Consider the following 22,061-nt stretch of genomic DNA (forward strand, 5'->3'; position numbering starts at 1 on the left):
ATGCGGGACGTTGCGCGTTCGGCAGCGACCACCGGCGGCCTGATGACCAAGCTGGCCAGCGCGGTGTCATTCACCTTCCGCCGTCTGCGCGAGGCGGGCGCCGCCCAGGCCGATATCATCCGGGGGCGTATCGGGTGATCCTGACCGCATCCATCACAGATGCCGCCATCCGGCGGCACTCTGCCAATCCAGAGATCCACGAGCTGCGCGACCCGCGCCACCCCATCCGGTTTCGCTGGGCCAAGTGCCGCCAGCGCGGCTCCGTACATCTGGTGCTGCATATCAGGGGCGAGGCCCGCTGGCGCAAAATCGCCCCCTGGCCGTCCGTGCCTGCCGCGACCGTGGTCGCAGACCTGCCCCGCATGATCTCATCGCTGATCGCCGATCCCGCCGCTGCCGTGGCCATGAGCGAGCTGATCACCTTTGCCGACCTGCTGCGCTGGCATGGTGATCGGGTGGCAAAATCCCGCACCCTGTCAAAGTCCCGCCGCACCGCCGTGGCATCCCAGATCAAGCGCCAGCTGTTGCCGCTGTTCGGCGAGTTGTCCCTGCACTCATCGAGAGACGATCTCGATCGGGTGGTGCAGCAGTATCAGCAGCACTACGTGATCGATACCGTTCGCGCCGGATGGGGGTGTTGAAGCAAGCAGCCAAGCAGGCGCGCAAGGTGGCGCTGTTGCATCACGACCCGCTGGCCGGTCTCGCCTTTGGTGATCTGGTCACCCACAAGCCGGTGCAGCGCCCGGGCCGCCTGCGCCCATCACAGGCCCAGTCGGTGCTGGCCGAGCTGTCAGGCCCGCTCACTGCTTCCACCATGCTCTGCCTGCTGGCCTTGCTGCATGGCACCCGCATCGGCGAGACCAGGCTGGCCGAGTGGCGCGAGTTCGATCTGGTGCCGGGTGGTTGCTGGTACATTCCGCCAGCCCACACCAAGAGCCGCCGCGAGCATGTGCTGCCGCTAACGCCAATGGCCCTGGAGCTGCTGCTGCGCTATCGCGCCAGCCAGCAGGCCGCCGGATATCGCGGGGTCTACCTGTTCCCCGCTGACACTCGCCCCGGCCCCATCGGTGCCCGCGATGCGACCCGCGCCGTGGCGGCCGTCTCGGGTGGCCGCTGGTGTGCCCATGACCTGCGCAAGCTGGCCCGCACCCGCTTTACCGACCAGGGCACCGACCACCTGGTCGGCGAGGTGCTGATCAATCACGCCATGGGCAAGCTGGCGGGCATCTATATCAACTCATCCATGCGCGACCAGATGCGTGAGGCGCTGTCGCTCTATCACGACTGGCTGGCAGAGCAGGGCAAACAGCAAATATTTATATAGATAATGTATGCTTTTCATATAAAAGCTATATATTATGGTTGTGGTTAGGTATGTCACCTAATCAGTGCCCCGGTCATGCGGGGTCAGGCAATAACGAGAGAGTACGCAAATGAACACGACTAATCGCACCGTCGGAACCATTGAAGAAGCCCTGAAACTGGCCCAGCCCCATGAGCTGCTGGCCGCCTTTGTCCCGAGTTTTAACGACCTCACCGGCCAGCTGGATGAGGTATCCCAGGAGCGGGACGAGCTGGATATTCAGTTGGCTGCTAAGCACACCCAATTGCTCGATGCGCAGTCACGCATAGCCGACCTTGAGCAGGAGAACGAGAGTTGCCGCGAGGCGGCTCGTAAGGCTGAAAAGATAGGCAAGGACTCCATCGCCCTGCAGACAGAGAAAGCCCGCCTGCAGGAGCAGCTGGCACAGTTGCAGAAGGTGATCGCCTCCTATGGTGGCGTGAACGGCATCGACAAGCTCAAGGAGCAAAACAAGCGGCTTAAGAGTGGCAATGCTGATAAGGATGCGCGCATCGGCCAGCTGGAGCGTGAAAACGGGCAGTACCGCCACGACCTCACGGCCACTCAGCGCCAGACGATCGAGGCTCACACCAAGATAGACGAGCTGCAGCGCCAGCTTGCCCACGACACCGGCAGCGGCCTTTATCACAACGGTGAGCATCACCTGATCATCTGGCCGCAAAAAACCAAGCTGCAGCGCGATGATGGCAGCACCTTCGAGGGTCGCTCGCTGCTCTATATGCACCAGTCCGGCCGTGCCGCGCTGTTCTACTACAACGAGCAGGATGGCACCGTGCTGGCCCAGTCACCAAAAGGCGGCCTGAAACCGAGTGCGGCCACCCAGGAGTTCGCCCATAACTGGCTGTTCAAGGTCAACAGCCTGCAGGGTGGGGTGGTGCATCCGGCGGATATGGAGCCGGTCGATTACAACGGCTACTCAAGCCAGCAAGCGGCGTGATGGGGGTGTGAGATGAGTTCAACCACTGGCGACAAAATCGAGCGCGATAACTACCCGACCCCAGTCGATGTGATCAACGCCATGCTGGCAAAGATGGGCTGGCGCCCCGGTGATACCTTCCTGGAGCCGTGCCGCGGTGATGAGAGCCGTATCTATGACCGGGTGCCGTTACCTGAATCACAAAAGGACTGGGCGGAGATCTCGATGGGCCGCGATTACCTGGCCCACGATTTCGGCCGTAAGTTCGATGTGATCATCACCAACCCGCCGTTCAGCCTGACCGAGGAGTTTTTGGAAAAGAGCCTGGCCGAGCTGAAACCGGATGGCACCCTGATTTACCTGCAGCGGGTCAACTTCCTGGGCTCCATCAAGCGGGTGCCGTTCTTTGCCCGGATTGGCTTTCCGAACAAGACGCCGGTCATCATTCCGCGCCCACGCTTTGCCAAGGGCGGCACCGACTCTTGCGAATACGCCTGGATGGTCTGGGATCGCGGCGGCCGCTTCAATGTGCCGAACGGCATCAGCCACCTGCTCACCCGCGCCGCTTGATAGAGGAAATCACGATGGCATCAGTAACCGTTGACATTGACCTTGATGAGTTCGATTCGTGCGACCTCATTGAGGAGCTTGAATCTCGGGGGTATGTAGTCCAGGGCGAGAAAAGCTCGCCCGTTGACTCAACACCTTCTGACCTTATCGAGCGCCTGTACTACGCCCTGGCCAACAATGACCAGGACACCATCAACAGTACCGCCACCACGCTCTGCTATGTGCTGGGCGGCCGTATTCTGTAAGGGGAACCATGATCCGCCGCCTCATTGCCACCCTGCGCCGCGCCAGACCATGCCGCCATGTGTTTGTCGGGGCGCAGATGGGGCGCCGGGATGAGTGCGGCATATTGGCCTGGCCCTGCTGCCGTTGTGGCCAGGTGTTCCACTTCGAGTACGGCCTGCAGGCGGGCCGCTACGGGGTGATCACCGGCCCCTGGGGAGCGTGGGACAAGTCAGGCATCCCCTGCTTCTACCCACACCCCCGCAACTTTCCGTGAACCACTGACCAGAATTGAACAAGGGGCCTTTATGGCCCCTCTCTTTTGCTGTAGTCTCTCTGTTTAGTGCCGATAATCGAGATTATACAGTTAATGCCAAAGGCTATTGTTGTTGAAGATCCGCAGCTGGCCCATGCCGTTGCAGTGGCCAAGGCATCGAGCCCAGAGAACGGGAGCAGGGATGCGGCCTTGTTGCTCTGCTGCTTCGGTACGGGTATGAAGCCAGCCGAGCTGGCGCAGCTACGGGTTAGTGATTATCTCTCCCCTGGTGGTGAGCCGCTTGCCGAGACGGTGGTCAGGCCGGAGATCGCATTTAACGGGCGGGCTCGCCCATTGTGCTGGGTCAACAAGAAGCTGATCGCCGCCATTGATGAACACCTGGCCGACCGGCTCAAGCGTGGGCATGGCATCACTGGCAGGCTGACAGCCTATCGTGGGCTCGACCCGCAGAGCGGTCTGTTTGTCTCTGGTCGCACCGGTCAGCCGCTCAAGCTGACGCGCATCGAGCGGGATGGTCGGGTGAGCTATCGGGCTGACCAGCTGACGGCCCTGATTGCTCGCTTGTTCGCTCAGGCTGGCATTGAGGGGGCTACGGCTCAATCTGCCCGTCGAACGCTGGCGGTGAAGCTCAAGCGCAAGGGGATAGACGAGCGCCATATCGGCGAGATCCTGGGGATGACCAGCATCAAGGCCATTAAGACCCTATGCGACACCGACCCGGTGCGCCTGGGTGACCTGATCAAGAGGATTGTGTGATGACTAAGGGTAAGCGCGGCGCAGCTCAGCAGGCCGCCGATGGGCGATATGAGGCAAAAAGGGCAGGCATGGCCCGCCTCCCTGGTGGCTATCTGACACAGGAAGAGGCTGATTTGCTGGATGAACTGGCGGCCATTCACGGATCCAAAAAAGCAGCCATTTTCAGAGGGTTAGAGCTGCTCAAAAAAATATCAGAAAACCCATCCGAAACCCCTTGATGTATCGTGCGCACGATATTATAGTTAATTCATCGAGACGGGGATGAACCCCGACAAGGAGAGGAATAATGAGCAAGCGCATCGAGTTACTGAAAAGCAAGGATGGTTTGGTTTACTGGATGATCGATGGATTCAAGGTTGGCGATGATTTCAATTCTGCCGAGAAGGTGCTCGATGCTTTCCGTGGGTATGGCGTGGATTGCTCCAACCTTGACGAGGGTGATTTGCAGTTCTTGCAAACGGTCTGCAAGGCCAGGGCTATTTGTGACGACAACCGCCACACAACAAAGGAAGCAGCTCGGCTGCTGTCCCGCGCACTGAACGATCTGATTGAACGGGAGGCTCAACTTGAGGGACGCCCCATTGTTTACGTGGCGGTGAACCTGCGCAATCCAGATAACGGGATGGCCCCAGTGATTTATCGTCAGTACGAAGACGGCCTCAATGAGTCGCGCACTGCGCCATGGAGCGAAGTTTATCATTCATGGCAAAAACCGAACGGCGAAAGCGCATCAGGCGATATTCGCCGCGATGTAGCGGAATGCCTCACGACTCTCTGCAAACTTGAGATTGAAGGGCACCACGTCTCTCGCCACTAATTACTGCGGGCCGGTTATCCGGCCTCTTTATCGAGGAAAAATATGAAAATTACACCGAATAGCTTGGACGCAGTAATGGACACGCCCGAGGGCCGTAGCAAAATCTGTGTATGTGACGAATGTGATTTTTTGGGAGTAATTCCCGTCCCTCGACGTTCGGATGATGAAGATGCGGATTCGGACTTTGTTTTTTGCCCTAAGTGTGGCTCTCCAATTTGTATCAATGAGTAGCTTTGGGTTGATGGAGGAAAAACGGACTCATGAGTAACGAAAATCACCAGCTATTCACCACCGAGCAGATCCGCCAGCGCCTTGAGGAAGGGGGCGAATCTGCCCGCTGGTTGGCTCAGGCTGTTGTCTCCTACTACCTGCCAGCAGCACCGGCCCCTAGCCTGTTTGCCTTCTCTACGAAGCTGGACGAAGAGGCGCAGGGGATGTTTTTCCAACTGCTGTTGATCCGCAGCAAGCCGGATTGGTCTGATGACCAGCTCGCCGCCCTGGTGCGCGAGTGCGAACAGCACCTCACCAACTGATCGAGGAAAAGGACATGCGTACATACAAGATTGAGTCAGCACATAGCAGCCAACCCGGCGGTCTTGTTGGATGGTCTGTCACGCTGTTTAAGGATGGCTCGCCAGTCAAGCAAGAGGCGTTCTTCAACGATCATGATGAAGATGGTGATGAGGCTTTTGAGGAGTGCGTCTGCGTTGGTGAGACGTGGTGGGATGACGGCGATGAGCGTCAGGCTCCGCAGGCGGTTGTAGGTGGCCGCTGGCCATGGATTTTTAGAGTCGGCAATCTGTATTCTGCCGAGCTTCTTTCACACGTTGCGCCTCATGAAAACGGGGTTATACAACCGCAGCCGTGGGAAGTGCTGGAGCCCGTTCTGCAAGCCTGGACGACAGAGGAAAATAGAGGCTGGATTGCATTTAATCGTGAGTCAGCCGACCTAAAATACGCTCGATTCTCGACATTGCCGAAGTGGCCCGCCCAGCGTTGTTAAGCCCGCACCTGCGGGCTTTTTGATACCAGACTATCATCACAACATGGCCAATGATGGAGTATCGCCATGTGCCCGATCCAATCCTCTGATCTCGGTTTCCCCCATGACCATCCCGTTAATCTGACGAATGCCGAGTTGGCCGAGCGTCTGCTTGATCTGCTTCCTGCTCTCCCTCCCCTTTATACTCCACTGGTGCAGGAGGCGGCCCAGCGACTGCTGGATCTTGGTGATTGATATGGTCGATCACCTTCGTCCGGTCTAGTGTGATCGCCAGCTCGCCACCCGCCATAGCCCGCGCCACCGCGTTATAGCGATTTGCCGCGCCCAGCTTGCGAGTGGCCGAGTTTAGGTGATGGGTGATAGTGCGCTCTGGTATGCCCATGATGATGCTGATCTCGGCGCTGGTCTTGCCCTCGCTGACCCAGAACAGGCAATCGGCCTCGACGATGGTTGGTGGCCGTGATCCGCTTGGCCTGCATGACCTCAATACTGCATCGAGCACGAACGGAATAACCATCGCCAGTGTCGGCGCCACTTCCAGATAGAACCCTGGCCGATACCTCTCTGTGATAAAGCTCATCACGCCCTGTTCGCCTCTTGGGCCGTGCAGTGGATGCGACACTCCGCAGCGCAATCCGCATTTGGCCGCCTCGACCATTACATCCATCTGCTCATCGGTGCCTTGCAGTTCGTCCCAACGAATTGGTTTGAGCTGGCTTCGTGCTGCTGCCACAACTGGATCTCTGGCAATCATGCCGTGGTGGTTGTAGTGCTCGATCCACTCGTTCGGGCATGAATTGAGAATTCGGATGATGGGCCGCTGATGGCTGACGGGGATGATGATGGCCAGCCGGTAATAGTCAAACCCGATGGAGGTGATCAGCCGCTCGATGGCGGCGGTCAGTTCATCGGGGTCTGTGATGCTGTCGAGAGCTGTTATCTGCTCAAACAGGCTCTTTTCCATCGTGTGCTCCAAGCAGGTAAAAAACGAGGCGCGACACCTAGACAGTGCCAAGATGCGTTGTTTCTTGACAATCCATGTCAGGCCAACGCTGGCGCAGGATAGAGCCATTTTTCTGCCTTCACCAGACAAGAGAAGGCAAACCCCGTTTTAAGCGTGACAATTCACTTTTTTGTTCAAGGTGTCACGGTGATCGGTGTCACAGTTATCACACAGCAAGATAAATTATCTGTTTTTGTGTTGATTGAACCGGAATGCCGGTGTACCTTTCTGGCTATGGTGGTGAAGGTTGCAAGTGCTCCACCCTGTCTCTGTACGTTTATCCCATGCTTTTGGGCTCATCCTCACCGATGAGCCCTTTTTTTATGGTGCCTTATGCTCGAATCGCTCCATCGCCACACAGGCCAGTGCATCGCCTACGGCGGTGGAACGCTTGTCAGCCTCTGGTCTCAGGCGGCATCTGCTGCCGACAAACTCCCCGACATTCCTATCCCCGAGCTGGCCGTCAATGATGTGGTCGGTATCGGTGGCTTGCTGGTCATTACCGGCCGCCTGTTCTTCGACATCTTCGTTTACCTGGACAAGCGCAAACAGCGCAAAGAGGAGGAGTGATGAAACTTCCGTGGATGGTTTTTGCTGAGTCACTCAAGGGTGTCAAAGAGGTGCCTGGAGCTCAGCACAACCCCGAAATTTTGCAGATGTGGCGTGATATCAAGCGCGGCGGAATCAAGTCAGATGAGGTGCCTTGGTGTGCCGCATTTGTTGGCGCTTGCCTTGAGCGGGCGGGCATTGAGTCAACTCGCTTTGAGGGGGCTCGCTCTTATGCCTCTTGGGGGCAAAAGCTGGCCGAGCCGGTTGCCGGGTGCGTGGTGGTGTTTAGCCGTGACGGCGGCGGCCATGTTGGATTTGTGGTTGGGCAGGACAAGGCGGGCAATCTGCTCGTTCTCGGTGGCAATCAGTCTGATGAGGTCAATGTGCGCGCCTTCCCTCGTTCGCGGGTGACTGCGCTGCGCTGGCCTGCTGGGTTTGATGTCCCCTCGGTCAAGCTCGCCACTGGTGTTAGTGAAATGACTAAAGGGGAATCCTGATGGGTGATTTGAATCTGGCCAACCTGCTGCTGCAGGTGTTCGGCGAGAAGGCTGCCGCCTGGGTGGCGGTGGTGGGGGTTTGCCTGGTGGTGTGGGCGCAGTTGCGAGCCGCCATCCCGCAAGCATGGTGGGATAAGTTGCCCCGTCCGGTGCTGGTTGTTCTGGACGTGCTCGCAGCGAACTGGGGAAGCGCGAAGAATGGAACCGGCACTGATAAGCGGATTGACCCGGCTCGCCCTGCTGGTAGCCGAGCAGCTCAACGCCTCCCGTGAGGCTGCGTACTATGCCGAGCAAGACGATAGGCGGGAGCAGGCGAAAGCGGCTCCCGCTGCTGCCTTTGCTGGCCTCTTCGGCCCTGCTGCTGGGGTGTACGTCCACGGCACCAGCGCCGAACGCCAGCTGCTACACCACGCCACCGAGGCTGGTGTGGATGGTCAGTCCTGATGGGTGGGCGCATCTTCCACCTGATTCGCAGGCCGAGCTGACCAATTGGATCATCGATGTGCGTGAGTGCATCAAGCAATGAGTACCGAGGCGCTGACTGACCGGCGACCAAGCAGCATCAGATACGATTGACCATTTGGGCTCGACCGTGATGCCAGCGCCTCACCAACACAAAGTCATGGGCTTCTTAACCTCAACGGACAGCGAGGGAGGGGAACCAACCTGGTGAAGTCCATGCCTTTGTGAAAGGAGTAATGCCATGTTAACCGGTGCCATCCTGTTGCTTTCGTTTTGCCTTAACGTTTATGCGCTGCTCAAGCTGCGAAGAGCCACGCGAACACTGGATGCGAGCCATGCTGCGTTGAAGGCTGCTATCCGCAGGCTTGGCCCAGAGGTTCATGTCGGCGTGGTGCAGCGCTTTGACGTTGCCCCCGCCTCGTTGCTTGATACTGGCAACATGCGCAGACATTGATTTACCTTGCCGCCCAATGCTAGCGCCTTGCAGCGATGCCCATAGCAGCAGCGGGCGGCCCTTATTGTGGAGTGACCATGCCGCCAAGACGGATGAGGCCATGCCGCCATCCTGGCGGTTGCAGTGCTCTGACCAATGACAAGTCCGGCTTGTGCGAGGCTCACCGCGTTTCTGGGTGGGAGCGATATCAGGCTGGGTTGTCCAGGCATCAGCGCGGGTATGGTTCGGCATGGGAGAAGCTGCGGGAAACTATCTTGCAGCGTGATGGATACCTTTGCCTTACCTGCTTGGGCGAGGGGATATACACCCCCGCGAACATTGTTGACCATGTGGTGCCAAAGGCGCACGGCGGCACGGATGACCCGAGCAACTTGGCGTCCATTTGTACCGCTCACCACAAGGTTAAGACCGCGAACGAGCGGCTGAACCGCCGGTGAACTGGCGTGAAACTGAACACCAACCAAGAAAACAGCCCTCCCCAGGCACCCTTTCGGCGAGATCCTCAAGAGATCCAAAAAGGCCACCGAGATCCAGTCGCGGCGCGGGTCAGGCGGGGCGGGGGTGGTCAAATCCCTACCGCCTCAAGCCCCTTAGTACCGCCGCCCAAGAACATTTACGCGAGCGAGAAATAAGAAAAATTTCCTGAAATGGGGATCCTTTTGGTGTGACTGGCGTGACATTCGTCATCGCTGTCACGGTTTAATGATTGGAGTGTTGAACATGGCAAGAGCCGCCGGGGGTGGCCGCAAGGGAGGCGGTGACCTCCCCGCCGCGCCATCCAATCAAGTTATCAAGCGGGCGCCACCCGTCCCGCCGGAGTTGCACTATGACGAGGCTCGCCTGCTTTGGCGCAGCACGGTCAAAACCTTGATCGGTCGTCAGCAGCTTACCGAAGATCATCTGCCGCTGGTGCTGGCGTACTGCAACTCGTTCGGTCTGTATCTCACGGCCGAGAAGATGGTGCTGGATGACGGCATCACATCCGCCACCTCTGAGGGCATCAAGAAACATCCCGCCGTTGCTGTCCGTCAGGACGCGATCTCTTCGATGGTCAGGATCGGCTCGCTGCTTGGCCTTGACCCGACCAGCTATCGCCGCCTGATGGGTGGCGGTGGCGGGTCTGGCCCTGATGGCGGAAATGAGTTCGAGGATTTCTGATGGCCAAGAACCCGAACGTCAACGCCGCGAACAAGTACGCCCGCGACGTGGTGTCGGGTCGGGTCATCGCCTGCAAGTATGTTCAGCAGGCATGTCAGCGCCACCTGGATGATCTGGAGAAGTCCAAAGACAAGGACTACCCCTACCGGTTCGATGCCGCCAAGGCAGAACGGGCCTGCAAGTTCCTGCAACTGCTGCCGCACACCAAGGGCAAATGGCGGCGCCTGCCGCTGGACAAGCGCCGGATAACGCTGGAGCCCTGGCAGCTGTTCTTTCATGCGTGTGTGTACGGCTGGATTCGCAAGAAGGATGGGCTGCGCCGGTTCCGGCGGGCCGCCCTGTTTGTGCCGCGCAAGAATGGCAAGTCCATCGTGGCGGCGGGCAATGGCATCTACATGTTTGCGGCGGACGATGAACCCGGCGCGGAGGTGTACTGCGGGGCCACCACGGAAAAACAGGCGTGGGAAGTGTTCAAACCAGCGATGCAGATCGCGGCCCAGCTGCCCAACCTGCGCCGCACGTTTGGCATTCAGGTCTGCGCCAAGAAGATGCTGCGGCAGGATGGCTCGGTGTTTGAGCCGGTGATCGGCAATCCGGGCGATGGCTCAAGCCCGCACCTGGCGATAGTCGATGAGTACCACGAACACGACAGCCCAGAACTGTATGACACCATGGAGACCGGCCAGGGGGCGCGAGAGCAGCCCATGATGCTGGTGATCAGCACGGCAGGGGTTAACCCGGCTGGCCCATGCAAACAGTTCTGGGATGAGTGCGTCAGAATGCTCAGTGGTGCCGAGCCTGACGAAGAGCTGTTCGCCCTGATCTACACCATTGACGATGACGACGACATCTTTGACCCGGCCAGCTTGCGCAAGGCAAACCCCAATTACGGGGTGTCGGTGTTTGAGGATTACCTGCTTGCCCAGCTGATGAGGGCCAAGCGCAATGCGCGGCACCTCACCAAGTACCTGATCAAGCACCTCAACAAATGGACAACCGCCAGCTCCACCTTCTTCAACTACGACCATTGGCGCAGTGCTGCCGATGCGAGCTTGAAGATTGAGGACTTCATCGGTTGCCCTTGCTGGTTTGCGCTCGACCTGGCCAGCAAGCTGGACATCTGCTCACTGGCGATCTGCTTCTCTCGCTACGAGTCGGATGGCCTGCTCCATTACTACCTGTTCACCCGCCACTGGCTGCCGGAGGACACCACCAACGACCCGGACAACCGCAACCTGGACAAGTACCAGCAGTGGATCTCCACGGTCTGGCCCAACTCTGGCGGCATGGCACTGACCCCAACCGATGGGGCCGAGATTGATTTCGGCGAGATAGGCGAAGAGGTGGCGGCCCTGGCCAGCACCTACTCGCCCCGCGAGATCCCGCACGACCCCTGGAACAGTGCCCAGCTGGCCCAACAGCTGGCGAACGCTGGCTGGTTGCCGGTGGCGATCCCGCAAACCACGGCGCACCTGTCGCCACCGATGAAGGAGATGGAGTCCGCGCTGGCGGCTGGCCGCCTGCACCATGACGACAACCCGGTGATGAACTGGATGGTCGGCAACGTCACCGCCCGCGAGGATGCCAACGAAAACGTGTTCCCTCGCAAGGAGGGCAAAGACAACAAGATAGACGGTGCGATGGCTGCCATCATGGCAATCGGCCGCGCCATGCTCAACAAGGGCGCTTACAGCAGCCCCTACCTGGATGATGATTATGACCCAACGGACGCGGTACTTGATTGATGCGGCCCTGCTGCTCGGCGTCCTGCTGATGAGCGGCGGCACCTACCTGATGTGGGGGCTTGGCCCTGCCATGTTGTTGGCGGGCGGGCTGCTGGTCGGTCTGGTTTTGCTGATCGTCTTGATACTGGTAAAGCTCAAGCAACAAGGGGGCCGTGATGTTCAGTCTGCTGTTCGGGGCTGAGGCCCGCAGTGAAACCATCAGCTCATCCGATCCTGGTCTCGCTGAATGGTTTGGCCTGGGGGCCACCACGGAGAGCGGGGTATCGGTGACACCTGCCAGCTCCATGCGGCTGGCGGCGGTCTACTCCTGTATTCACCGGCTGGCCAGCAGCATGGCCCAGATGCCGCTCCATGTGCTGAAAAAGAGTGGTGATGACGTGGTGCCTGGCACCGACCATCCCGCCCATTACCTGCTGTCGGCCTCCCCCAATATGTTCCAGAGCAGCTATGACTGGCGGGAGCAGTCGCAGCAAGTGGCGCTGGCCCATGGTAACGCCGTGACGCGGCTGATCCGGGATCGCCGAACGGGCCAGCTGACCGAGCTGGCATTGTTTGACCCTGCGCATATCGGCAAGCCGCAGCGTGGCCAGTCCGGTTGGTACTACCCGGCATACGATGATCAGGAGCATCGCTGGTTTGCCCTGCCCATCTATGACGCGGTGCATATCAAGGGCTTTGGCGCCGACAAGCTGTGGGGCGCCAGCCCTATCCGCTATCACGCCGAGACCATTGGCCTGGGGCTGGCTACCAAGAAATATGGGAGCCAGTTCTTTGGCGGCGGCGGTCGCCCATCCGGCATCCTGATCGACAAGACGCCGAACATGGCGGCAGACCAAGGCAAGCAACATCGCGCCAACCTGAAAAGCTCATGGCGTGAAGGGGGGATCGGCAAGGGCAGCGGGCGCACCGCCTTGCTGACCGGTGATCTGGATTACAAGGCGATCACCATCCCGCCGGAAGAGGCGCAGTTTCTCGAAACGCAGAAGATGAACCGCAGCGAGATCGCGGGGATCTACAACGTGCCGAGTCACATGATCAACGACCTGGACAAGGCCACCTTCTCCAACATCAGCGAGCAGGCGATCCACTTTGTCCGCCATAGCGTGATGCCCTGGGTGGTGCGCTGGGAGCAGGAGATCAACCGCAAGGTGTTCACCGAGGCCGAGCTGCGCGCCGGTTACTACGTCAAGTTCAACCTGGCGGGTCTGCTGCGCGGTACCGCCAAGGAGCGGGCCGAGTTCTACCACTACGCCATCACCGATGGCTGGATGAGTCGCAACGAGGTCAGGGTGCTGGAGGATCTGAACCAGGTTGATGGGCTCGATGAGTTCCTGATCTCGGTCAACGCTGCCAACCAGCAGAACAACAATTCACAAGATGAGGTGACCAATGCCGAATGATAGCGAACGCCGCTTCTTTCGCTGCGAAGTGCGGGCCGAGCCTGGCGCTGACGGGCAAGGCACGAAGATTGTCGGCCATGCTGCGGTGTTTAATCGCTTGAGTGAAAACCTCGGCGGCTTTCGTGAAATCATCAAGCCTGGCGCCTTCGATGGGGTGATGCAGGACGATGTGCGCGGGCTGTTCAACCACGACCCGAATTTTGTACTGGGTCGCACCAAAAGCAACACCATGCGGTTAGCGATCGATGATGAGGGACTTGGCTACGAGATTGACGCCCCCTCGACCCAGACGGTGCAAGATCTGGTGTTGGCCCCGATGCGGCGCGGCGACATCGACTCCAGCTCATTCCAGTTCAAGGTGGCCCACGATGGCGAGCGCTGGTTTTACGATGACGATGGGTTACTGACGCGGGAGATCACCAAGTTCGCCCGCCTCTACGATGTGGGGCCGGTGGCCTTCCCTGCCTACCCTGACGCAACGGCCGCCTCCCGCTCCATGCAGGAGTTCAAGAATAAAGAGTGCCGCGCCCAGGAAGATGAGGCCCGCGAGCGGCGCGAACGACATTTACAACTGATTGGCGCCTGATGGTGCTGTGAAACCTGACCCGCTTCGGCGGGTTTTTTATTGCCATAACGGAGCATATGCCCATGAAATTGCACGAACTGAAGCAGAAGCGCAGCACCATCGCCGGTCAGATGCGCAAGCTGAACGATGAGTACAGCGAGAAGCGCTGGGATGAGGCCGCCACTAAGCAGTGGGGTGACGCGCTCAAAGAGCTGGACGAGCTGGACGCCCAGATCGCCCGCGAAGAGCGCCTGCTCAGCCTGGACTCTGACAAGGTCAACGACGAGCCAGAGCGCCGCACCGGGATTGACCTCAACACCAGTGTCACCGAAGCCCGCCAGATGAAGGTGCTGGAAAACGTGTTGCGCGGTGGCTATCAGGCCCTTTCCAGCGAGGAGCGCGCGCTGTACAAAGAGATGCGCGCCCAGGCGACCAACGTGGACGCCAAGGGTGGCTTTACCGTGCCAACCGAATTCCGCAACCGGGTTGTGGAAGCCATGAAGGCGTTCGGCGGGGTGGCCAATATCTCCACCGTGTTCGAAACCGATGGCGGCAACCCCATCACCTGGGTTACCACCGATGGCACCCTGGATGAAGGCGTCATGATCGGCGAGACCGAAGAGGGTGGCGATAAGGATATGGACTTTGGCCAAATCCAGATCGGGGCCAAGAAGATGACCTCCAAGACCATCAAGATCAGTGAAGAGCTGCTGCAGGATAGCGGCGTTGACATCGTTGGTCTGATCGTTCGCCGCATCGCTTCCCGCCTTGGCCGTGGTGAGGCCAAGCAACTGCTGACCGGTGACGGCCAGGGCAACAACATCAAGGGGTTGCTCAACCAGCTGACCGGTGGCGCTACCTCTGCGGTAGCTGGCTCTGTCACCCACAGCGACCTGCTCCATCTCAAGCACTCGGTGGATCCGGCCTATCGCGCAGGCAACACCCGCTGGGTGTTCAACGACAACACCCTGCTGGGCTTCAAAGAGCTGAAAGACAGCACAGGTCGCCCGCTGTGGCTGCCGGATGTGGCCGGTGTTGCCCCGGCGACCATTGACGGCGATCAGTACCAGATTGACCAGGGCATGCCGGATGTGGCCGCTGGCAAAAAAGCGGTGCTCTATGGCGACTTCAGCTATTTCCAGATCCGCCGCGTCAAAGGGATGGCCCTGCGCCGTCTGGATGAGAAGTATGCCGAGGCCGGTCTGGTCGGTTTCCTGATGTTCCACCGCTTCGATGCGCTGCTGGAAGATACCGCCGCCGTCAAGGCGCTGACCCTCAAGGCTGCCTAATCAACCACGTCGGGGGCTATGCCCCCGGCTGGATGGAGAGAACCCATGCACGTAATTTTGCTCACCTCGCTGTTTGGTGAAAAGCGGGGCAACGTAGGCGATAAACTGCCGGTTGCCAGCCAGGAAGAGGCGGACGAACTGATATCGAAGGGCATCGCCCGCCCTGACACCGAGGCCGAACTCAAGCGCCAGCTGGCCGAGTATCAGGCCCGCGAGCAACGGCAGCAGGAAGAGGCTGATGCCCTGGTGGCCGCGCAAGCCAAAGCGGCAGAGGATGAAGCCGCCGCACAGGCCAAGGCTGCCGAAGATGAGGCAGCAGCAAAGGCCAAGGCCGCAGAGGCCGACCCGAAACAGGTCAAGCAGGTCAAGGCCAAAACCGATAAGGCGTAATCAGATGGCACTGCTCAACATCTCGCTGCTGAAAATGCAGCTCAAGCTCGATGCTGGGATGCAGGATGAGGACGAGCTGCTTGAGCTCTACCTGGGGGCCGCCGAGGTGGCGGCTTCCAACTACATGGGCCGCACGCTCTATGCCTCTGATGCGGATATCCCGGACACCGACCACTATGGTATCAGCGTGAAGAATCCCGCCATCACCATGGCGATCCTGATGTCGGCGGCGCAGTTCTACGAGTACCGCGAGCCCATCATCACCGGCCCCATCGTGGCCGAGTTGCCGCTGGCCTATTCCCATGCGCTTGGGCCATACCGGATCTTGTTTCCCGAGTTGCCGCCCACGCCGTGATTGCTGGATCACGGCCCTGTTCGGATATACCCTACCGATATTGATACGGGAGGGACAATGGCGCTTATCGAGTGTGGCGAATGTAACGGCAAGGTGTCTGACAAGGCGGCAAGCTGCCCCCATTGCGGGGCGCCGGTCATGCAACTGGCTGACGTGGTGGATACCGGCGACCGACTGACCACCACCCAACAGACATCAAAGCAGCTCAAGGAGCAGGTGCTCTGGGCTTATCTGGTGATGGCTATCGGCGTGGCCATGACGGTGTTCACCCCGCTCTGGCTCAACGCCAAGGGCATTGGCTGGACGCTCTCCAGCCTCTCTTATGGCGGCTGTGTCCTGCTTGGCGGTGTGCTCTGGCAGATAGTCAACCAGATCAGAATTTGGTGGCACCACAGATAACCGGTCATCACAACAAACCCCGCTTCGGCGGGGTTTTTTATTGGAGGTTTTATGGCAGCCGGCAAGCTACGAGATCGGGTCACCCTGCTGACCAGGGCGCCTGGCCGCGATGGAGCCGGGCAAGCCGTTGACCAGTGGCAACCCTCGCCGCCCATCTGGGCCGATGTAAGGATGATCGGTGGCCGCGAGCAGCTGCGGGCAGGCAAGGAGATTGCCGCCGGTCAGTACACCATCCAGTTTCGTTACCGCCCCGGCGTGACGACTGCCCAGCGGCTCTACCTGGTGCAAGACCAGCTGAGCCTCAATATCAAGCTGGTGCAGCCTGATGCCCGCCGTCAGTGGCTAATCCTGACCTGCGAGGTGGACTCATGACCGCGACCTTCGAGGTGGATGGCTTTGCCGAGCTGGCCGACCAGCTGGCCCGCCTTGAACTCGCCGCCCAGAAACGGATCTTGCGGGAGGTGGCAAGAACCTCGGCCATGCCGGTGCTGGCCCGTACTCGCTCCCTCTATGAACAGAAATGGAACCACGACACCGGCCTGCTTGGCGAGTCGATCAAGCTGCGGGTGAGCATTCCGAAAAATCCGGGGTTCGCCGATGTGGTCGCCTCGATCGGGGTGTTCAAGTCCTACAAGGTGCAACAGGCGGCGGGCAAGTATGTCGAGGCCCCCGTCTATGCCTACTGGCTTGAGCACGGCACCCGCGAGCATAGCCTCGCCAGCGGGGCCAGCCTCAAGGGGCACAAGGACACGGCAAAGGCCAACAAGCGGGCGCACCTGCGCCGCACCCGCCCGGGGCAGGAGGCGATGATCCACCCCGGTATTCCGGCTGGGCCATTCATTCGCCCCGGCCTGGATGAGAACGTTGAAAACTGCCTTGACCTGCAAAAGGAGCAGCTTGGCGCCGCAATCGACAAGGCACTCAGATGATAAAGCGAACCGCGATTTTTCAGCTGATAGAAGCGGCCAGCGGGGTGACCGCTTATCAGGATTTCATCCCGCAAGATGCGCCGCTCCCGGCGATCTCTTACCTCCTGGTCAGCTCGCCAGATGGCGAGCGCACCATTGAGGGGGGCGTCACCCTGCAGCGCCACTTCTGGCAGATAGAGATCCTGGCCGCTACCCGCCTTGAGGGGGATGCCATCGGTGAGAAGTTGCGCCAGCTCGATGGCGTGACCACCGATGACTTCCAGCGGATAGCCGTGTCAGAGCCCCGCGATTCACCGGCCACCCCTGACACGACTGCCCGCCAGTCCATCGTTGAAATTGAAACCACCAACAGAAGGAACAGAGCATGACCGCTCCGACTCGCTACCAATACACCCCGCAAGATGCGGTGCTGGCCGCTGGTACTCAGACCCAGTTCAAACTCAAGGGGGCCTCTTCATTCACCCCGCTACCCGGTGCGCTGGCCATCGGTCAGGTCGGTGAAAAGGCGCCACTTGCCGACCAGACCACCCTGGAAGATACCGCCAAGCGTTCCATCGCCGGTCTCTTTGATGGCCCGGAGAAGGAGCTGAAATTCCAGTCTTATCCCACTGACGAAGGGCAGTTGGCATTTATCGCGGCGGCGCAGGCGCGTCAGATTGCGGTCATCCAGCATATCTGGCCGGATAACGTCACCGCCGAATATGAGGTGGTGTTGCTGGGTTATCTGCGCAATGAGACCCAGGGTGACAAGACCATCGACTTCGTGGTGCCGTGCAAACAGAACGGCAAGACCACCTGGGGCAAAGTGGGAGCGGCCGCATAATGGCAAAAGCAAAACCGAAGGCAGTCACCGCGCTGCAACTGCTCAACAAGCTGGCATTTCGCCACGAACGGGTTGCCGTGCCGGAGCTTGGCGAAGATGCCGAGATCATCGTGCGGGAGATGCCGGTCAGCAAGCTGCTGGAGTACCAGCTGCGGAACTTTGACCAGACCACCGGCCAGCCGCTGGCTGACAACCCGTTTCAGTGGATGGTCTCGCTGCTGGTCGCCTGCATGGTGGATGAAGAGGGCAACTCGATCGCCACCCAGGACGATGTGCCGCAGCTGATGGAATCGTTGCCCATGTCGGTTATCGATCGCCTGTTGCCAGCGGCCAAGCGGCTCAATCGCATGGGTGAGCTGGCGCTTGTCGAGGAAAAAAACGATAAGGGCCAGTCAGACCAAGCAGCTGGTGATCAGGTTAGCGATCGATCTGCATAAGACGATCACCGAAATCGAGGCGCTGCCCGTTTCGGAACTGACCACCTGGCTGGCCCATTACTCGCTCGAACATGAGCGCCTGCACCCTCCCGTCAACACCCCCGAAACCATCACCCCGCAAGAGTCGAGATTGGCACTCCGGTCGATTCTTGCCTGATAGGGAGGAAACCCCATGGCCGTATTGCGCAGCCTTGTCACCACACTCGGCTTGAATGCGGCCCAGTTCAGGGAAGAGCTGGCCCGTTCCCGTCAAGACTTCACCTCGTTCGGCGGTCATATCGTGGCCGGTGGCAAGGTGGTGGCTGGCGGGATCAAAACCGTTATCACGGAAGTGTTTTCCCTGCGCAGCGCCCTGATCGCCCTGGGCTCTGGCGCCGCGCTGGCGGGCATCAAGGCGGCTTATGACAACCTTGATCAAACTGCCAACCTTGGCCGCAACGTAGGTATCGCCGCGCAGCAGTGGCATGCCTACGCCCAGGCCGCCGAGTGGGCAGGCACCAACGGCGAGCGCCTGGCTGATGTCGTCAAGGACTTGAACGTCCGCATCTCTGATGCGGCCAAAACCGGCGGCGGCCCGCTGGCTGACTTCTTCAAGCAGATTGGACAGTCGGCGCAAGAGTGGGCGGCGATGGCGCCGGATCAGCAGTTCCGCCGCTTCTCGGAAGAGCTGCAAAAGATGAGCGCCGCCGATGCGCGCTTCTGGCTCGATGAGCTGAATGATGCCGCCGCCGAGCTGTTCGATACCCTCTACACCAACAAGGGGGAGCTGTTCCGCTTTGCCGATGAAATCAACGGCATGGGGATGGCGCTCTCTGGCGGCCAGTTCGCCGCCGTGCGGGAGGCGCGTCAGGAGATCCAGCGGCTGATGTCGGTCATGGGTGCGCTGTGGGAGCAGGTGAAGGCGAGCATGGCCCCGGCCATCGCCGAGGGCTCCCGCCTGATGCGCCAGTGGATTGTCGATGCGGCCGAAACCAAGGGCGGCTTTGCCGAGCTTGGCAAGGGCATTGCGCTCTATGTCATTGACGGGGTGCGCTCTGCCTCGCTGGCCCTTGAGCAGTTCATCCGCAACATCGACACCACTCTCGAAAAAGCCTCGCTGGTGTTCAATATCGGCACCGACCCTGAAACCCGCAACGGTTACCTGAAAGCGGCGGCGGCTTACTCTGCCGCCCGTATGGACTACAATGAGGCGCTGAACGATTACCAGGATGCGGGAGAGCCAGACGCCATGCTGGGGCGGCTGGATGAGCTTGGTACCGCGATGCAGCTCGCCAAGGGCGACATGGAAGCCTTCTTGTCGCAATCCAGCTCTGAGGGGTGGGCAACCTACTTCCAGAACCTGGACACCTTGAAGCAGTCCATTCAGAACGCGGTGACCAGCGGCGGTGATGGCCCGACCCCGCTGCCACCCCCTGGCAGTGCGCCACGCGGGGTGGTGGAGATCCCTGACGATCCAAAGACCAAAACCAAGAAGAAAAAAGCCACCAACTGGGGGCCGGTCGATTCGTTCCGGCAGGAGAACAAAGCCATCGCCATGGAGCTGGATAAGCGGCTCCAACTGCTGGACAACAGCAACAAGGCGATGGCGGGGGTCGATCAGCAATACTATGACGCCCGCAACGTGGCCCGCATCGAGCAGTATGGCGCCTCGGTCATTGAGGAGCAGAGCCGCTGGCAGCAGTCGCAGCAGCGCCTGCAACAGCAGTATGCCCAGGCGTATGACGCGGCGGCCGGTCATAACGATCTGCAATTCCAGCTCCAGATGGAGTACCACGCCAGCCGCGAAATGCTGGAGCAGGATCACCAGTCCCGTCTCCTGCAGATCGAAAACGACCGGGTGAACAAGCAGAGGGAGTATCAGGCCAGCGTCAGCGCCGAGCTGCTGAGCTTCACCCAACAGTCGATGAGCATTACCACCTCGGCACTGCAACAGGCGGGCCTTGAGCACTCCGGTGTTTACAAGGCGCTGTTTGCCATGCAGAAGGCCGCCGCCATTCCCTCGATCATCGTATCGACCGAAGAGGCAGCGGCCAAGGCGCTGGCCGCCTTTCCGCCGCCCTACAGCATGCCGCTGGCGGCCAGTATCAAGACGATGGGTTACGCCTCTGCTGGTATCGTGGCAGGGCAGGCCATCGCCGGTCTGTTCGACAAGGGCGGCTATATTCCGGCCAACCAGTTCGGGATCGTCTCCGAGCTGGGTGACGAGTTCGTCAACGGCACCCTGGTTCGTGGCCCTGCCAATGTGACCAGCCGCCGCGAGTCCGCCGCAATTCTTGACCGTGCCGCCGGGCGTGGCCAGTCGGGTGAGGGGGTGACGATTATCCAGCACATCAGTGTCACCGGTTCCGGTGACGAGGCGCTGGCCAATGCGATGCGCTCGGCGGCAGAGCAAGGCGCCGAGGCCGGGGCCAAGCGGGCATATCAGATGGTTGTCGAGGATGTCTCGAACTACGGCCAAATTCGCAGATTATTAGGGTGATATCGCTATGTCAGAGGTAATTGATTGGCCGGTAGACCTGATCCCGAGCGACATGGGGTTGGGGCTGGAGACCATGACCAGGACGTTTGAATCCCCATGGACGGGGTCGGTGCAAACCGCCGACTCGCCGGGGTCGAAGGTGGTGATGCAGGTGACGTTCAGAAACCTGCCAGCCGACAAGGCCCGCCGTCTTGAGGCGCTGATCTTCTCGCTAGACGGTCAGCGCGGGCGGGTCAGGATGTGGGATTTCGCCGCCCGTCTGGTCGGCTCTCCCCAACCGGTGCATGGCGCCCCGATGGTGACCGAGGCGCTGGCCATGCGAACCAGTTTGACCAGTCGCGGCTGGACGCCAAACACCCTGGTGCTGTGCCGTGGTGACTGGGTGCAGGTGGGGGATGAGTTAAAGCGGGTGATTGCGGATGTCACCTCTGATTTGAGCGGGGCCGCCCTGATCAGGGTTGCCCCCATGCTGCGGGCCAACCATCCATCCGGCACCCCGCTGGTTGTTGACCGGCCCTGTGGCGTGTTTCGCATCAAGGATGACAAGGCCGCCACCTTTAACCGGGTGCCTGGTGTGTTCACCGATGTATCCCTCTCGTTCACGGAGGCATTCTATCCATGATTGTCGGCCTTGATCCCGAGGTGATGGCTGCCCTTAACCTGCCCCATGTGTCGGCGCTCTACGCGCTCAAGCTAGATCTGGTGAGCGGCATCAGCCGCATTCACTCCGGTCTCGGTGAGCTGGTGATCGGCGGCGAGACCTATTACGGCGTGGGCTCGATGGGGGCTGTCAGCCCACAGAAAGAGCAGCTGTCCACCTCGCCAACCAAGCTAAACGTCAGCCTCTCCGGGCTCGATGACAGCATGCTGGCCGAGGTGATGCGCGAGCGCATCGTTGACCGGATGGCCTGGCTCTATCTGGTGGTGATCGGCCCCGCCGAGGTGCCGCTCAAAGCCTGCCTGCAGTTCAAGGGGCGCATCGCCCAGACCCCCGTCAAGGCGGGCAAGACCAACACCATTCAGCTCACCATCTCCAATATCTTCGAGGATTGGCAGAAGGGGCTGAACATGCGCAACACCGACGAGAGTCACCGCCGGTTGCACCCCGATGACCGCTTCTTTCGCTACCAGAACGAGATGGCCGACCGCTCCATCTACTGGGGCAGCAAGAAGGACGCCCCGGGGTTTATTTACAAGGACTAA

The 22,061-nt window shown here is 60.0% G+C and carries 35 protein-coding genes; 34 read left to right on the forward strand and 1 reads right to left on the reverse strand.

Features of this window, described 5'->3' with window-relative positions:
- Positions 1 to 134: 134 nt before the first annotated feature.
- From ACTG2G_RS03155 to ACTG2G_RS03205, 11 genes are all read left to right on the forward strand, one after another.
- Complete coding sequence (locus tag ACTG2G_RS03155) at positions 135 to 641, forward strand: hypothetical protein (protein ID WP_439985186.1); 507 nt, start codon at positions 135 to 137, stop codon at positions 639 to 641.
- Positions 635 to 1,324 (forward strand): site-specific integrase, encoded by a 690-nt coding sequence (locus ACTG2G_RS03160; RefSeq protein ID WP_439985187.1) that lies wholly within the window; start codon positions 635 to 637, stop codon positions 1,322 to 1,324. The genes ACTG2G_RS03155 and ACTG2G_RS03160 overlap by 7 nt, the downstream gene beginning before the upstream one ends.
- Before the next feature lie 109 nt (positions 1,325 to 1,433).
- The gene (locus tag ACTG2G_RS03165; protein ID WP_439985163.1) at positions 1,434 to 2,300 is read left to right on the forward strand and encodes a hypothetical protein; all 867 of its coding nucleotides are present in this window, start codon (positions 1,434 to 1,436) and stop codon (positions 2,298 to 2,300) included.
- Positions 2,301 to 2,312: 12 nt separating this feature from the next.
- A complete protein-coding gene (locus tag ACTG2G_RS03170; protein ID WP_439985164.1) occupies positions 2,313 to 2,849 on the forward strand; it encodes a DNA methyltransferase in 537 nt (178 codons plus the stop codon).
- A gap of 14 nt (positions 2,850 to 2,863) precedes the next feature.
- Positions 2,864 to 3,094 (forward strand): hypothetical protein, encoded by a 231-nt coding sequence (locus tag ACTG2G_RS03175; protein WP_129505086.1) that lies wholly within the window; start codon positions 2,864 to 2,866, stop codon positions 3,092 to 3,094.
- An 8-nt stretch (positions 3,095 to 3,102) separates the two neighbouring features.
- Entirely contained in the window at positions 3,103 to 3,348 is a 246-nt protein-coding gene (locus tag ACTG2G_RS03180; RefSeq protein WP_439985165.1) for a hypothetical protein, read from the forward strand.
- 93 nt (positions 3,349 to 3,441) lie between these two features.
- Complete coding sequence (locus ACTG2G_RS03185) at positions 3,442 to 4,104, forward strand: site-specific integrase (protein WP_416035268.1); 663 nt, start codon at positions 3,442 to 3,444, stop codon at positions 4,102 to 4,104.
- A complete protein-coding gene (locus ACTG2G_RS03190) occupies positions 4,104 to 4,322 on the forward strand; it encodes a hypothetical protein (protein ID WP_270792911.1) in 219 nt (72 codons plus the stop codon). The genes ACTG2G_RS03185 and ACTG2G_RS03190 overlap by 1 nt, the downstream gene beginning before the upstream one ends.
- A 68-nt stretch (positions 4,323 to 4,390) precedes the next feature.
- The gene (locus ACTG2G_RS03195) at positions 4,391 to 4,921 is read left to right on the forward strand and encodes a hypothetical protein (protein ID WP_416035269.1); all 531 of its coding nucleotides are present in this window, start codon (positions 4,391 to 4,393) and stop codon (positions 4,919 to 4,921) included.
- Positions 4,922 to 5,181: 260 nt separating this feature from the next.
- Entirely contained in the window at positions 5,182 to 5,454 is a 273-nt protein-coding gene (locus ACTG2G_RS03200) for a hypothetical protein (RefSeq protein WP_439985166.1), read from the forward strand.
- Between the two features lie 14 nt (positions 5,455 to 5,468).
- Complete coding sequence (locus ACTG2G_RS03205; protein ID WP_265763291.1) at positions 5,469 to 5,924, forward strand: hypothetical protein; 456 nt, start codon at positions 5,469 to 5,471, stop codon at positions 5,922 to 5,924.
- A 115-nt stretch (positions 5,925 to 6,039) separates the two neighbouring features.
- On the opposite strand, the gene ACTG2G_RS03210 is transcribed toward ACTG2G_RS03205, so the two are convergent.
- Positions 6,040 to 6,888, reverse strand: coding sequence for a helix-turn-helix transcriptional regulator (locus ACTG2G_RS03210; protein WP_439985167.1), 849 nt, complete (start codon positions 6,886 to 6,888; stop codon positions 6,040 to 6,042).
- Between the two features lie 372 nt (positions 6,889 to 7,260).
- Here ACTG2G_RS03210 and ACTG2G_RS03215 point away from each other — a divergent pair, with 372 nt between their 5' ends.
- The 23 genes from ACTG2G_RS03215 to ACTG2G_RS03325 all read left to right on the forward strand — a co-directional run bounded on the left by ACTG2G_RS03215 (position 7,261) and on the right by ACTG2G_RS03325 (position 22,061).
- Positions 7,261 to 7,497 (forward strand): hypothetical protein, encoded by a 237-nt coding sequence (locus tag ACTG2G_RS03215; protein ID WP_439985168.1) that lies wholly within the window; start codon positions 7,261 to 7,263, stop codon positions 7,495 to 7,497.
- Positions 7,497 to 7,973, forward strand: a complete 477-nt coding sequence (locus ACTG2G_RS03220) for a TIGR02594 family protein (protein ID WP_439985169.1) — start codon at positions 7,497 to 7,499, stop codon at positions 7,971 to 7,973. The genes ACTG2G_RS03215 and ACTG2G_RS03220 overlap by 1 nt, the downstream gene beginning before the upstream one ends.
- The gene (locus ACTG2G_RS03225) at positions 7,973 to 8,245 is read left to right on the forward strand and encodes a hypothetical protein (protein WP_439985170.1); all 273 of its coding nucleotides are present in this window, start codon (positions 7,973 to 7,975) and stop codon (positions 8,243 to 8,245) included. Before ACTG2G_RS03220 ends, ACTG2G_RS03225 begins: the two co-directional genes overlap by 1 nt.
- Entirely contained in the window at positions 8,196 to 8,417 is a 222-nt protein-coding gene (locus tag ACTG2G_RS03230; protein WP_439985171.1) for a hypothetical protein, read from the forward strand. The genes ACTG2G_RS03225 and ACTG2G_RS03230 overlap by 50 nt, the downstream gene beginning before the upstream one ends.
- A gap of 259 nt (positions 8,418 to 8,676) precedes the next feature.
- On the forward strand, positions 8,677 to 8,889 hold the full coding sequence (locus ACTG2G_RS03235; protein WP_439985172.1) for a hypothetical protein: 213 nt from the start codon (positions 8,677 to 8,679) through the stop codon (positions 8,887 to 8,889).
- 92 nt (positions 8,890 to 8,981) lie between these two features.
- Positions 8,982 to 9,326, forward strand: a complete 345-nt coding sequence (locus tag ACTG2G_RS03240) for an HNH endonuclease (protein ID WP_439985185.1) — start codon at positions 8,982 to 8,984, stop codon at positions 9,324 to 9,326.
- A gap of 283 nt (positions 9,327 to 9,609) precedes the next feature.
- Positions 9,610 to 10,047, forward strand: a complete 438-nt coding sequence (locus ACTG2G_RS03245) for a phage terminase small subunit P27 family (RefSeq protein WP_439985173.1) — start codon at positions 9,610 to 9,612, stop codon at positions 10,045 to 10,047.
- Positions 10,047 to 11,792 carry a terminase large subunit gene (locus ACTG2G_RS03250; RefSeq protein WP_439985174.1) on the forward strand — a complete coding sequence of 582 codons (1,746 nt, stop codon included), beginning with the start codon at positions 10,047 to 10,049 and terminating at the stop codon, positions 11,790 to 11,792. Before ACTG2G_RS03245 ends, ACTG2G_RS03250 begins: the two co-directional genes overlap by 1 nt.
- Positions 11,764 to 11,973, forward strand: coding sequence for a hypothetical protein (locus ACTG2G_RS03255; RefSeq protein ID WP_270659381.1), 210 nt, complete (start codon positions 11,764 to 11,766; stop codon positions 11,971 to 11,973). The genes ACTG2G_RS03250 and ACTG2G_RS03255 overlap by 29 nt, the downstream gene beginning before the upstream one ends.
- On the forward strand, positions 11,948 to 13,192 hold the full coding sequence (locus ACTG2G_RS03260; RefSeq protein ID WP_270659383.1) for a phage portal protein: 1,245 nt from the start codon (positions 11,948 to 11,950) through the stop codon (positions 13,190 to 13,192). Before ACTG2G_RS03255 ends, ACTG2G_RS03260 begins: the two co-directional genes overlap by 26 nt.
- Positions 13,182 to 13,778, forward strand: coding sequence for an HK97 family phage prohead protease (locus ACTG2G_RS03265; RefSeq protein WP_270659384.1), 597 nt, complete (start codon positions 13,182 to 13,184; stop codon positions 13,776 to 13,778). The genes ACTG2G_RS03260 and ACTG2G_RS03265 overlap by 11 nt, the downstream gene beginning before the upstream one ends.
- Positions 13,779 to 13,840: 62 nt before the next feature.
- Positions 13,841 to 15,046, forward strand: a complete 1,206-nt coding sequence (locus ACTG2G_RS03270; protein ID WP_439985175.1) for a phage major capsid protein — start codon at positions 13,841 to 13,843, stop codon at positions 15,044 to 15,046.
- 45 nt (positions 15,047 to 15,091) lie between these two features.
- Positions 15,092 to 15,436, forward strand: a complete 345-nt coding sequence (locus ACTG2G_RS03275) for a hypothetical protein (RefSeq protein WP_270659386.1) — start codon at positions 15,092 to 15,094, stop codon at positions 15,434 to 15,436.
- Positions 15,437 to 15,440: 4 nt separating this feature from the next.
- A complete protein-coding gene (locus tag ACTG2G_RS03280; protein WP_270659388.1) occupies positions 15,441 to 15,791 on the forward strand; it encodes a head-tail connector protein in 351 nt (116 codons plus the stop codon).
- A 57-nt stretch (positions 15,792 to 15,848) separates the two neighbouring features.
- The gene (locus ACTG2G_RS03285) at positions 15,849 to 16,190 is read left to right on the forward strand and encodes a hypothetical protein (RefSeq protein WP_270659389.1); all 342 of its coding nucleotides are present in this window, start codon (positions 15,849 to 15,851) and stop codon (positions 16,188 to 16,190) included.
- A 51-nt stretch (positions 16,191 to 16,241) separates the two neighbouring features.
- Positions 16,242 to 16,562 carry a phage head closure protein gene (locus ACTG2G_RS03290; RefSeq protein ID WP_270659391.1) on the forward strand — a complete coding sequence of 107 codons (321 nt, stop codon included), beginning with the start codon at positions 16,242 to 16,244 and terminating at the stop codon, positions 16,560 to 16,562.
- The gene (locus tag ACTG2G_RS03295; protein WP_270659392.1) at positions 16,559 to 17,119 is read left to right on the forward strand and encodes a hypothetical protein; all 561 of its coding nucleotides are present in this window, start codon (positions 16,559 to 16,561) and stop codon (positions 17,117 to 17,119) included. The genes ACTG2G_RS03290 and ACTG2G_RS03295 overlap by 4 nt, the downstream gene beginning before the upstream one ends.
- Positions 17,116 to 17,487, forward strand: coding sequence for a hypothetical protein (locus ACTG2G_RS03300; RefSeq protein ID WP_270659393.1), 372 nt, complete (start codon positions 17,116 to 17,118; stop codon positions 17,485 to 17,487). Before ACTG2G_RS03295 ends, ACTG2G_RS03300 begins: the two co-directional genes overlap by 4 nt.
- Positions 17,484 to 17,942 (forward strand): hypothetical protein, encoded by a 459-nt coding sequence (locus ACTG2G_RS03305; protein ID WP_270659394.1) that lies wholly within the window; start codon positions 17,484 to 17,486, stop codon positions 17,940 to 17,942. The genes ACTG2G_RS03300 and ACTG2G_RS03305 overlap by 4 nt, the downstream gene beginning before the upstream one ends.
- Positions 17,942 to 18,379 carry a hypothetical protein gene (locus ACTG2G_RS03310; protein WP_270659395.1) on the forward strand — a complete coding sequence of 146 codons (438 nt, stop codon included), beginning with the start codon at positions 17,942 to 17,944 and terminating at the stop codon, positions 18,377 to 18,379. The genes ACTG2G_RS03305 and ACTG2G_RS03310 overlap by 1 nt, the downstream gene beginning before the upstream one ends.
- Before the next feature lie 172 nt (positions 18,380 to 18,551).
- Complete coding sequence (locus ACTG2G_RS03315) at positions 18,552 to 20,858, forward strand: hypothetical protein (protein ID WP_439985176.1); 2,307 nt, start codon at positions 18,552 to 18,554, stop codon at positions 20,856 to 20,858.
- A 7-nt stretch (positions 20,859 to 20,865) separates the two neighbouring features.
- On the forward strand, positions 20,866 to 21,480 hold the full coding sequence (locus ACTG2G_RS03320) for a hypothetical protein (RefSeq protein ID WP_270659397.1): 615 nt from the start codon (positions 20,866 to 20,868) through the stop codon (positions 21,478 to 21,480).
- Positions 21,477 to 22,061, forward strand: coding sequence for a hypothetical protein (locus ACTG2G_RS03325; protein WP_439985177.1), 585 nt, complete (start codon positions 21,477 to 21,479; stop codon positions 22,059 to 22,061). The genes ACTG2G_RS03320 and ACTG2G_RS03325 overlap by 4 nt, the downstream gene beginning before the upstream one ends.

The sequence above is a fragment of the Aeromonas sp. 55A genome (assembly GCF_051919665.1).
Lineage (GTDB): Bacteria > Pseudomonadota > Gammaproteobacteria > Enterobacterales > Aeromonadaceae > Aeromonas > Aeromonas veronii.

Excerpts from the sequence above, each read along its gene's own strand:
- ACTG2G_RS03250 (WP_439985174.1), top strand. The coding sequence starts at position 10,047 with ATGGCCAAGAACCCGAACGTCAACGCCGCGAACAAGTACGCCCGCGAC.
- ACTG2G_RS03310 (WP_270659395.1), top strand. The coding sequence starts at position 17,942 with ATGGCAAAAGCAAAACCGAAGGCAGTCACCGCGCTGCAACTGCTCAAC.
- ACTG2G_RS03185 (WP_416035268.1), top strand. The coding sequence starts at position 3,442 with ATGCCAAAGGCTATTGTTGTTGAAGATCCGCAGCTGGCCCATGCCGTT.
- ACTG2G_RS03285 (WP_270659389.1), top strand. The coding sequence starts at position 15,849 with ATGGCGCTTATCGAGTGTGGCGAATGTAACGGCAAGGTGTCTGACAAG.
- ACTG2G_RS03290 (WP_270659391.1), top strand. The coding sequence starts at position 16,242 with ATGGCAGCCGGCAAGCTACGAGATCGGGTCACCCTGCTGACCAGGGCG.
- ACTG2G_RS03265 (WP_270659384.1), top strand. The coding sequence starts at position 13,182 with ATGCCGAATGATAGCGAACGCCGCTTCTTTCGCTGCGAAGTGCGGGCC.
- ACTG2G_RS03180 (WP_439985165.1), top strand. The coding sequence starts at position 3,103 with ATGATCCGCCGCCTCATTGCCACCCTGCGCCGCGCCAGACCATGCCGC.
- ACTG2G_RS03165 (WP_439985163.1), top strand. The coding sequence starts at position 1,434 with ATGAACACGACTAATCGCACCGTCGGAACCATTGAAGAAGCCCTGAAA.
- ACTG2G_RS03200 (WP_439985166.1), top strand. The coding sequence starts at position 5,182 with ATGAGTAACGAAAATCACCAGCTATTCACCACCGAGCAGATCCGCCAG.
- ACTG2G_RS03270 (WP_439985175.1), top strand. The coding sequence starts at position 13,841 with ATGAAATTGCACGAACTGAAGCAGAAGCGCAGCACCATCGCCGGTCAG.
- ACTG2G_RS03195 (WP_416035269.1), top strand. The coding sequence starts at position 4,391 with ATGAGCAAGCGCATCGAGTTACTGAAAAGCAAGGATGGTTTGGTTTAC.
- ACTG2G_RS03315 (WP_439985176.1), top strand. The coding sequence starts at position 18,552 with ATGGCCGTATTGCGCAGCCTTGTCACCACACTCGGCTTGAATGCGGCC.
- ACTG2G_RS03260 (WP_270659383.1), top strand. The coding sequence starts at position 11,948 with ATGTTCAGTCTGCTGTTCGGGGCTGAGGCCCGCAGTGAAACCATCAGC.
- ACTG2G_RS03215 (WP_439985168.1), top strand. The coding sequence starts at position 7,261 with ATGCTCGAATCGCTCCATCGCCACACAGGCCAGTGCATCGCCTACGGC.
- ACTG2G_RS03280 (WP_270659388.1), top strand. The coding sequence starts at position 15,441 with ATGGCACTGCTCAACATCTCGCTGCTGAAAATGCAGCTCAAGCTCGAT.
- ACTG2G_RS03255 (WP_270659381.1), top strand. The coding sequence starts at position 11,764 with ATGACCCAACGGACGCGGTACTTGATTGATGCGGCCCTGCTGCTCGGC.
- ACTG2G_RS03170 (WP_439985164.1), top strand. The coding sequence starts at position 2,313 with ATGAGTTCAACCACTGGCGACAAAATCGAGCGCGATAACTACCCGACC.
- ACTG2G_RS03295 (WP_270659392.1), top strand. The coding sequence starts at position 16,559 with ATGACCGCGACCTTCGAGGTGGATGGCTTTGCCGAGCTGGCCGACCAG.
- ACTG2G_RS03210 (WP_439985167.1), bottom strand. The coding sequence starts at position 6,888 with ATGGAAAAGAGCCTGTTTGAGCAGATAACAGCTCTCGACAGCATCACA.
- ACTG2G_RS03245 (WP_439985173.1), top strand. The coding sequence starts at position 9,610 with ATGGCAAGAGCCGCCGGGGGTGGCCGCAAGGGAGGCGGTGACCTCCCC.
- ACTG2G_RS03275 (WP_270659386.1), top strand. The coding sequence starts at position 15,092 with ATGCACGTAATTTTGCTCACCTCGCTGTTTGGTGAAAAGCGGGGCAAC.
- ACTG2G_RS03235 (WP_439985172.1), top strand. The coding sequence starts at position 8,677 with ATGTTAACCGGTGCCATCCTGTTGCTTTCGTTTTGCCTTAACGTTTAT.
- ACTG2G_RS03190 (WP_270792911.1), top strand. The coding sequence starts at position 4,104 with ATGACTAAGGGTAAGCGCGGCGCAGCTCAGCAGGCCGCCGATGGGCGA.
- ACTG2G_RS03300 (WP_270659393.1), top strand. The coding sequence starts at position 17,116 with ATGATAAAGCGAACCGCGATTTTTCAGCTGATAGAAGCGGCCAGCGGG.
- ACTG2G_RS03220 (WP_439985169.1), top strand. The coding sequence starts at position 7,497 with ATGAAACTTCCGTGGATGGTTTTTGCTGAGTCACTCAAGGGTGTCAAA.
- ACTG2G_RS03320 (WP_270659397.1), top strand. The coding sequence starts at position 20,866 with ATGTCAGAGGTAATTGATTGGCCGGTAGACCTGATCCCGAGCGACATG.
- ACTG2G_RS03175 (WP_129505086.1), top strand. The coding sequence starts at position 2,864 with ATGGCATCAGTAACCGTTGACATTGACCTTGATGAGTTCGATTCGTGC.
- ACTG2G_RS03240 (WP_439985185.1), top strand. The coding sequence starts at position 8,982 with ATGAGGCCATGCCGCCATCCTGGCGGTTGCAGTGCTCTGACCAATGAC.
- ACTG2G_RS03225 (WP_439985170.1), top strand. The coding sequence starts at position 7,973 with ATGGGTGATTTGAATCTGGCCAACCTGCTGCTGCAGGTGTTCGGCGAG.
- ACTG2G_RS03305 (WP_270659394.1), top strand. The coding sequence starts at position 17,484 with ATGACCGCTCCGACTCGCTACCAATACACCCCGCAAGATGCGGTGCTG.
- ACTG2G_RS03325 (WP_439985177.1), top strand. The coding sequence starts at position 21,477 with ATGATTGTCGGCCTTGATCCCGAGGTGATGGCTGCCCTTAACCTGCCC.
- ACTG2G_RS03205 (WP_265763291.1), top strand. The coding sequence starts at position 5,469 with ATGCGTACATACAAGATTGAGTCAGCACATAGCAGCCAACCCGGCGGT.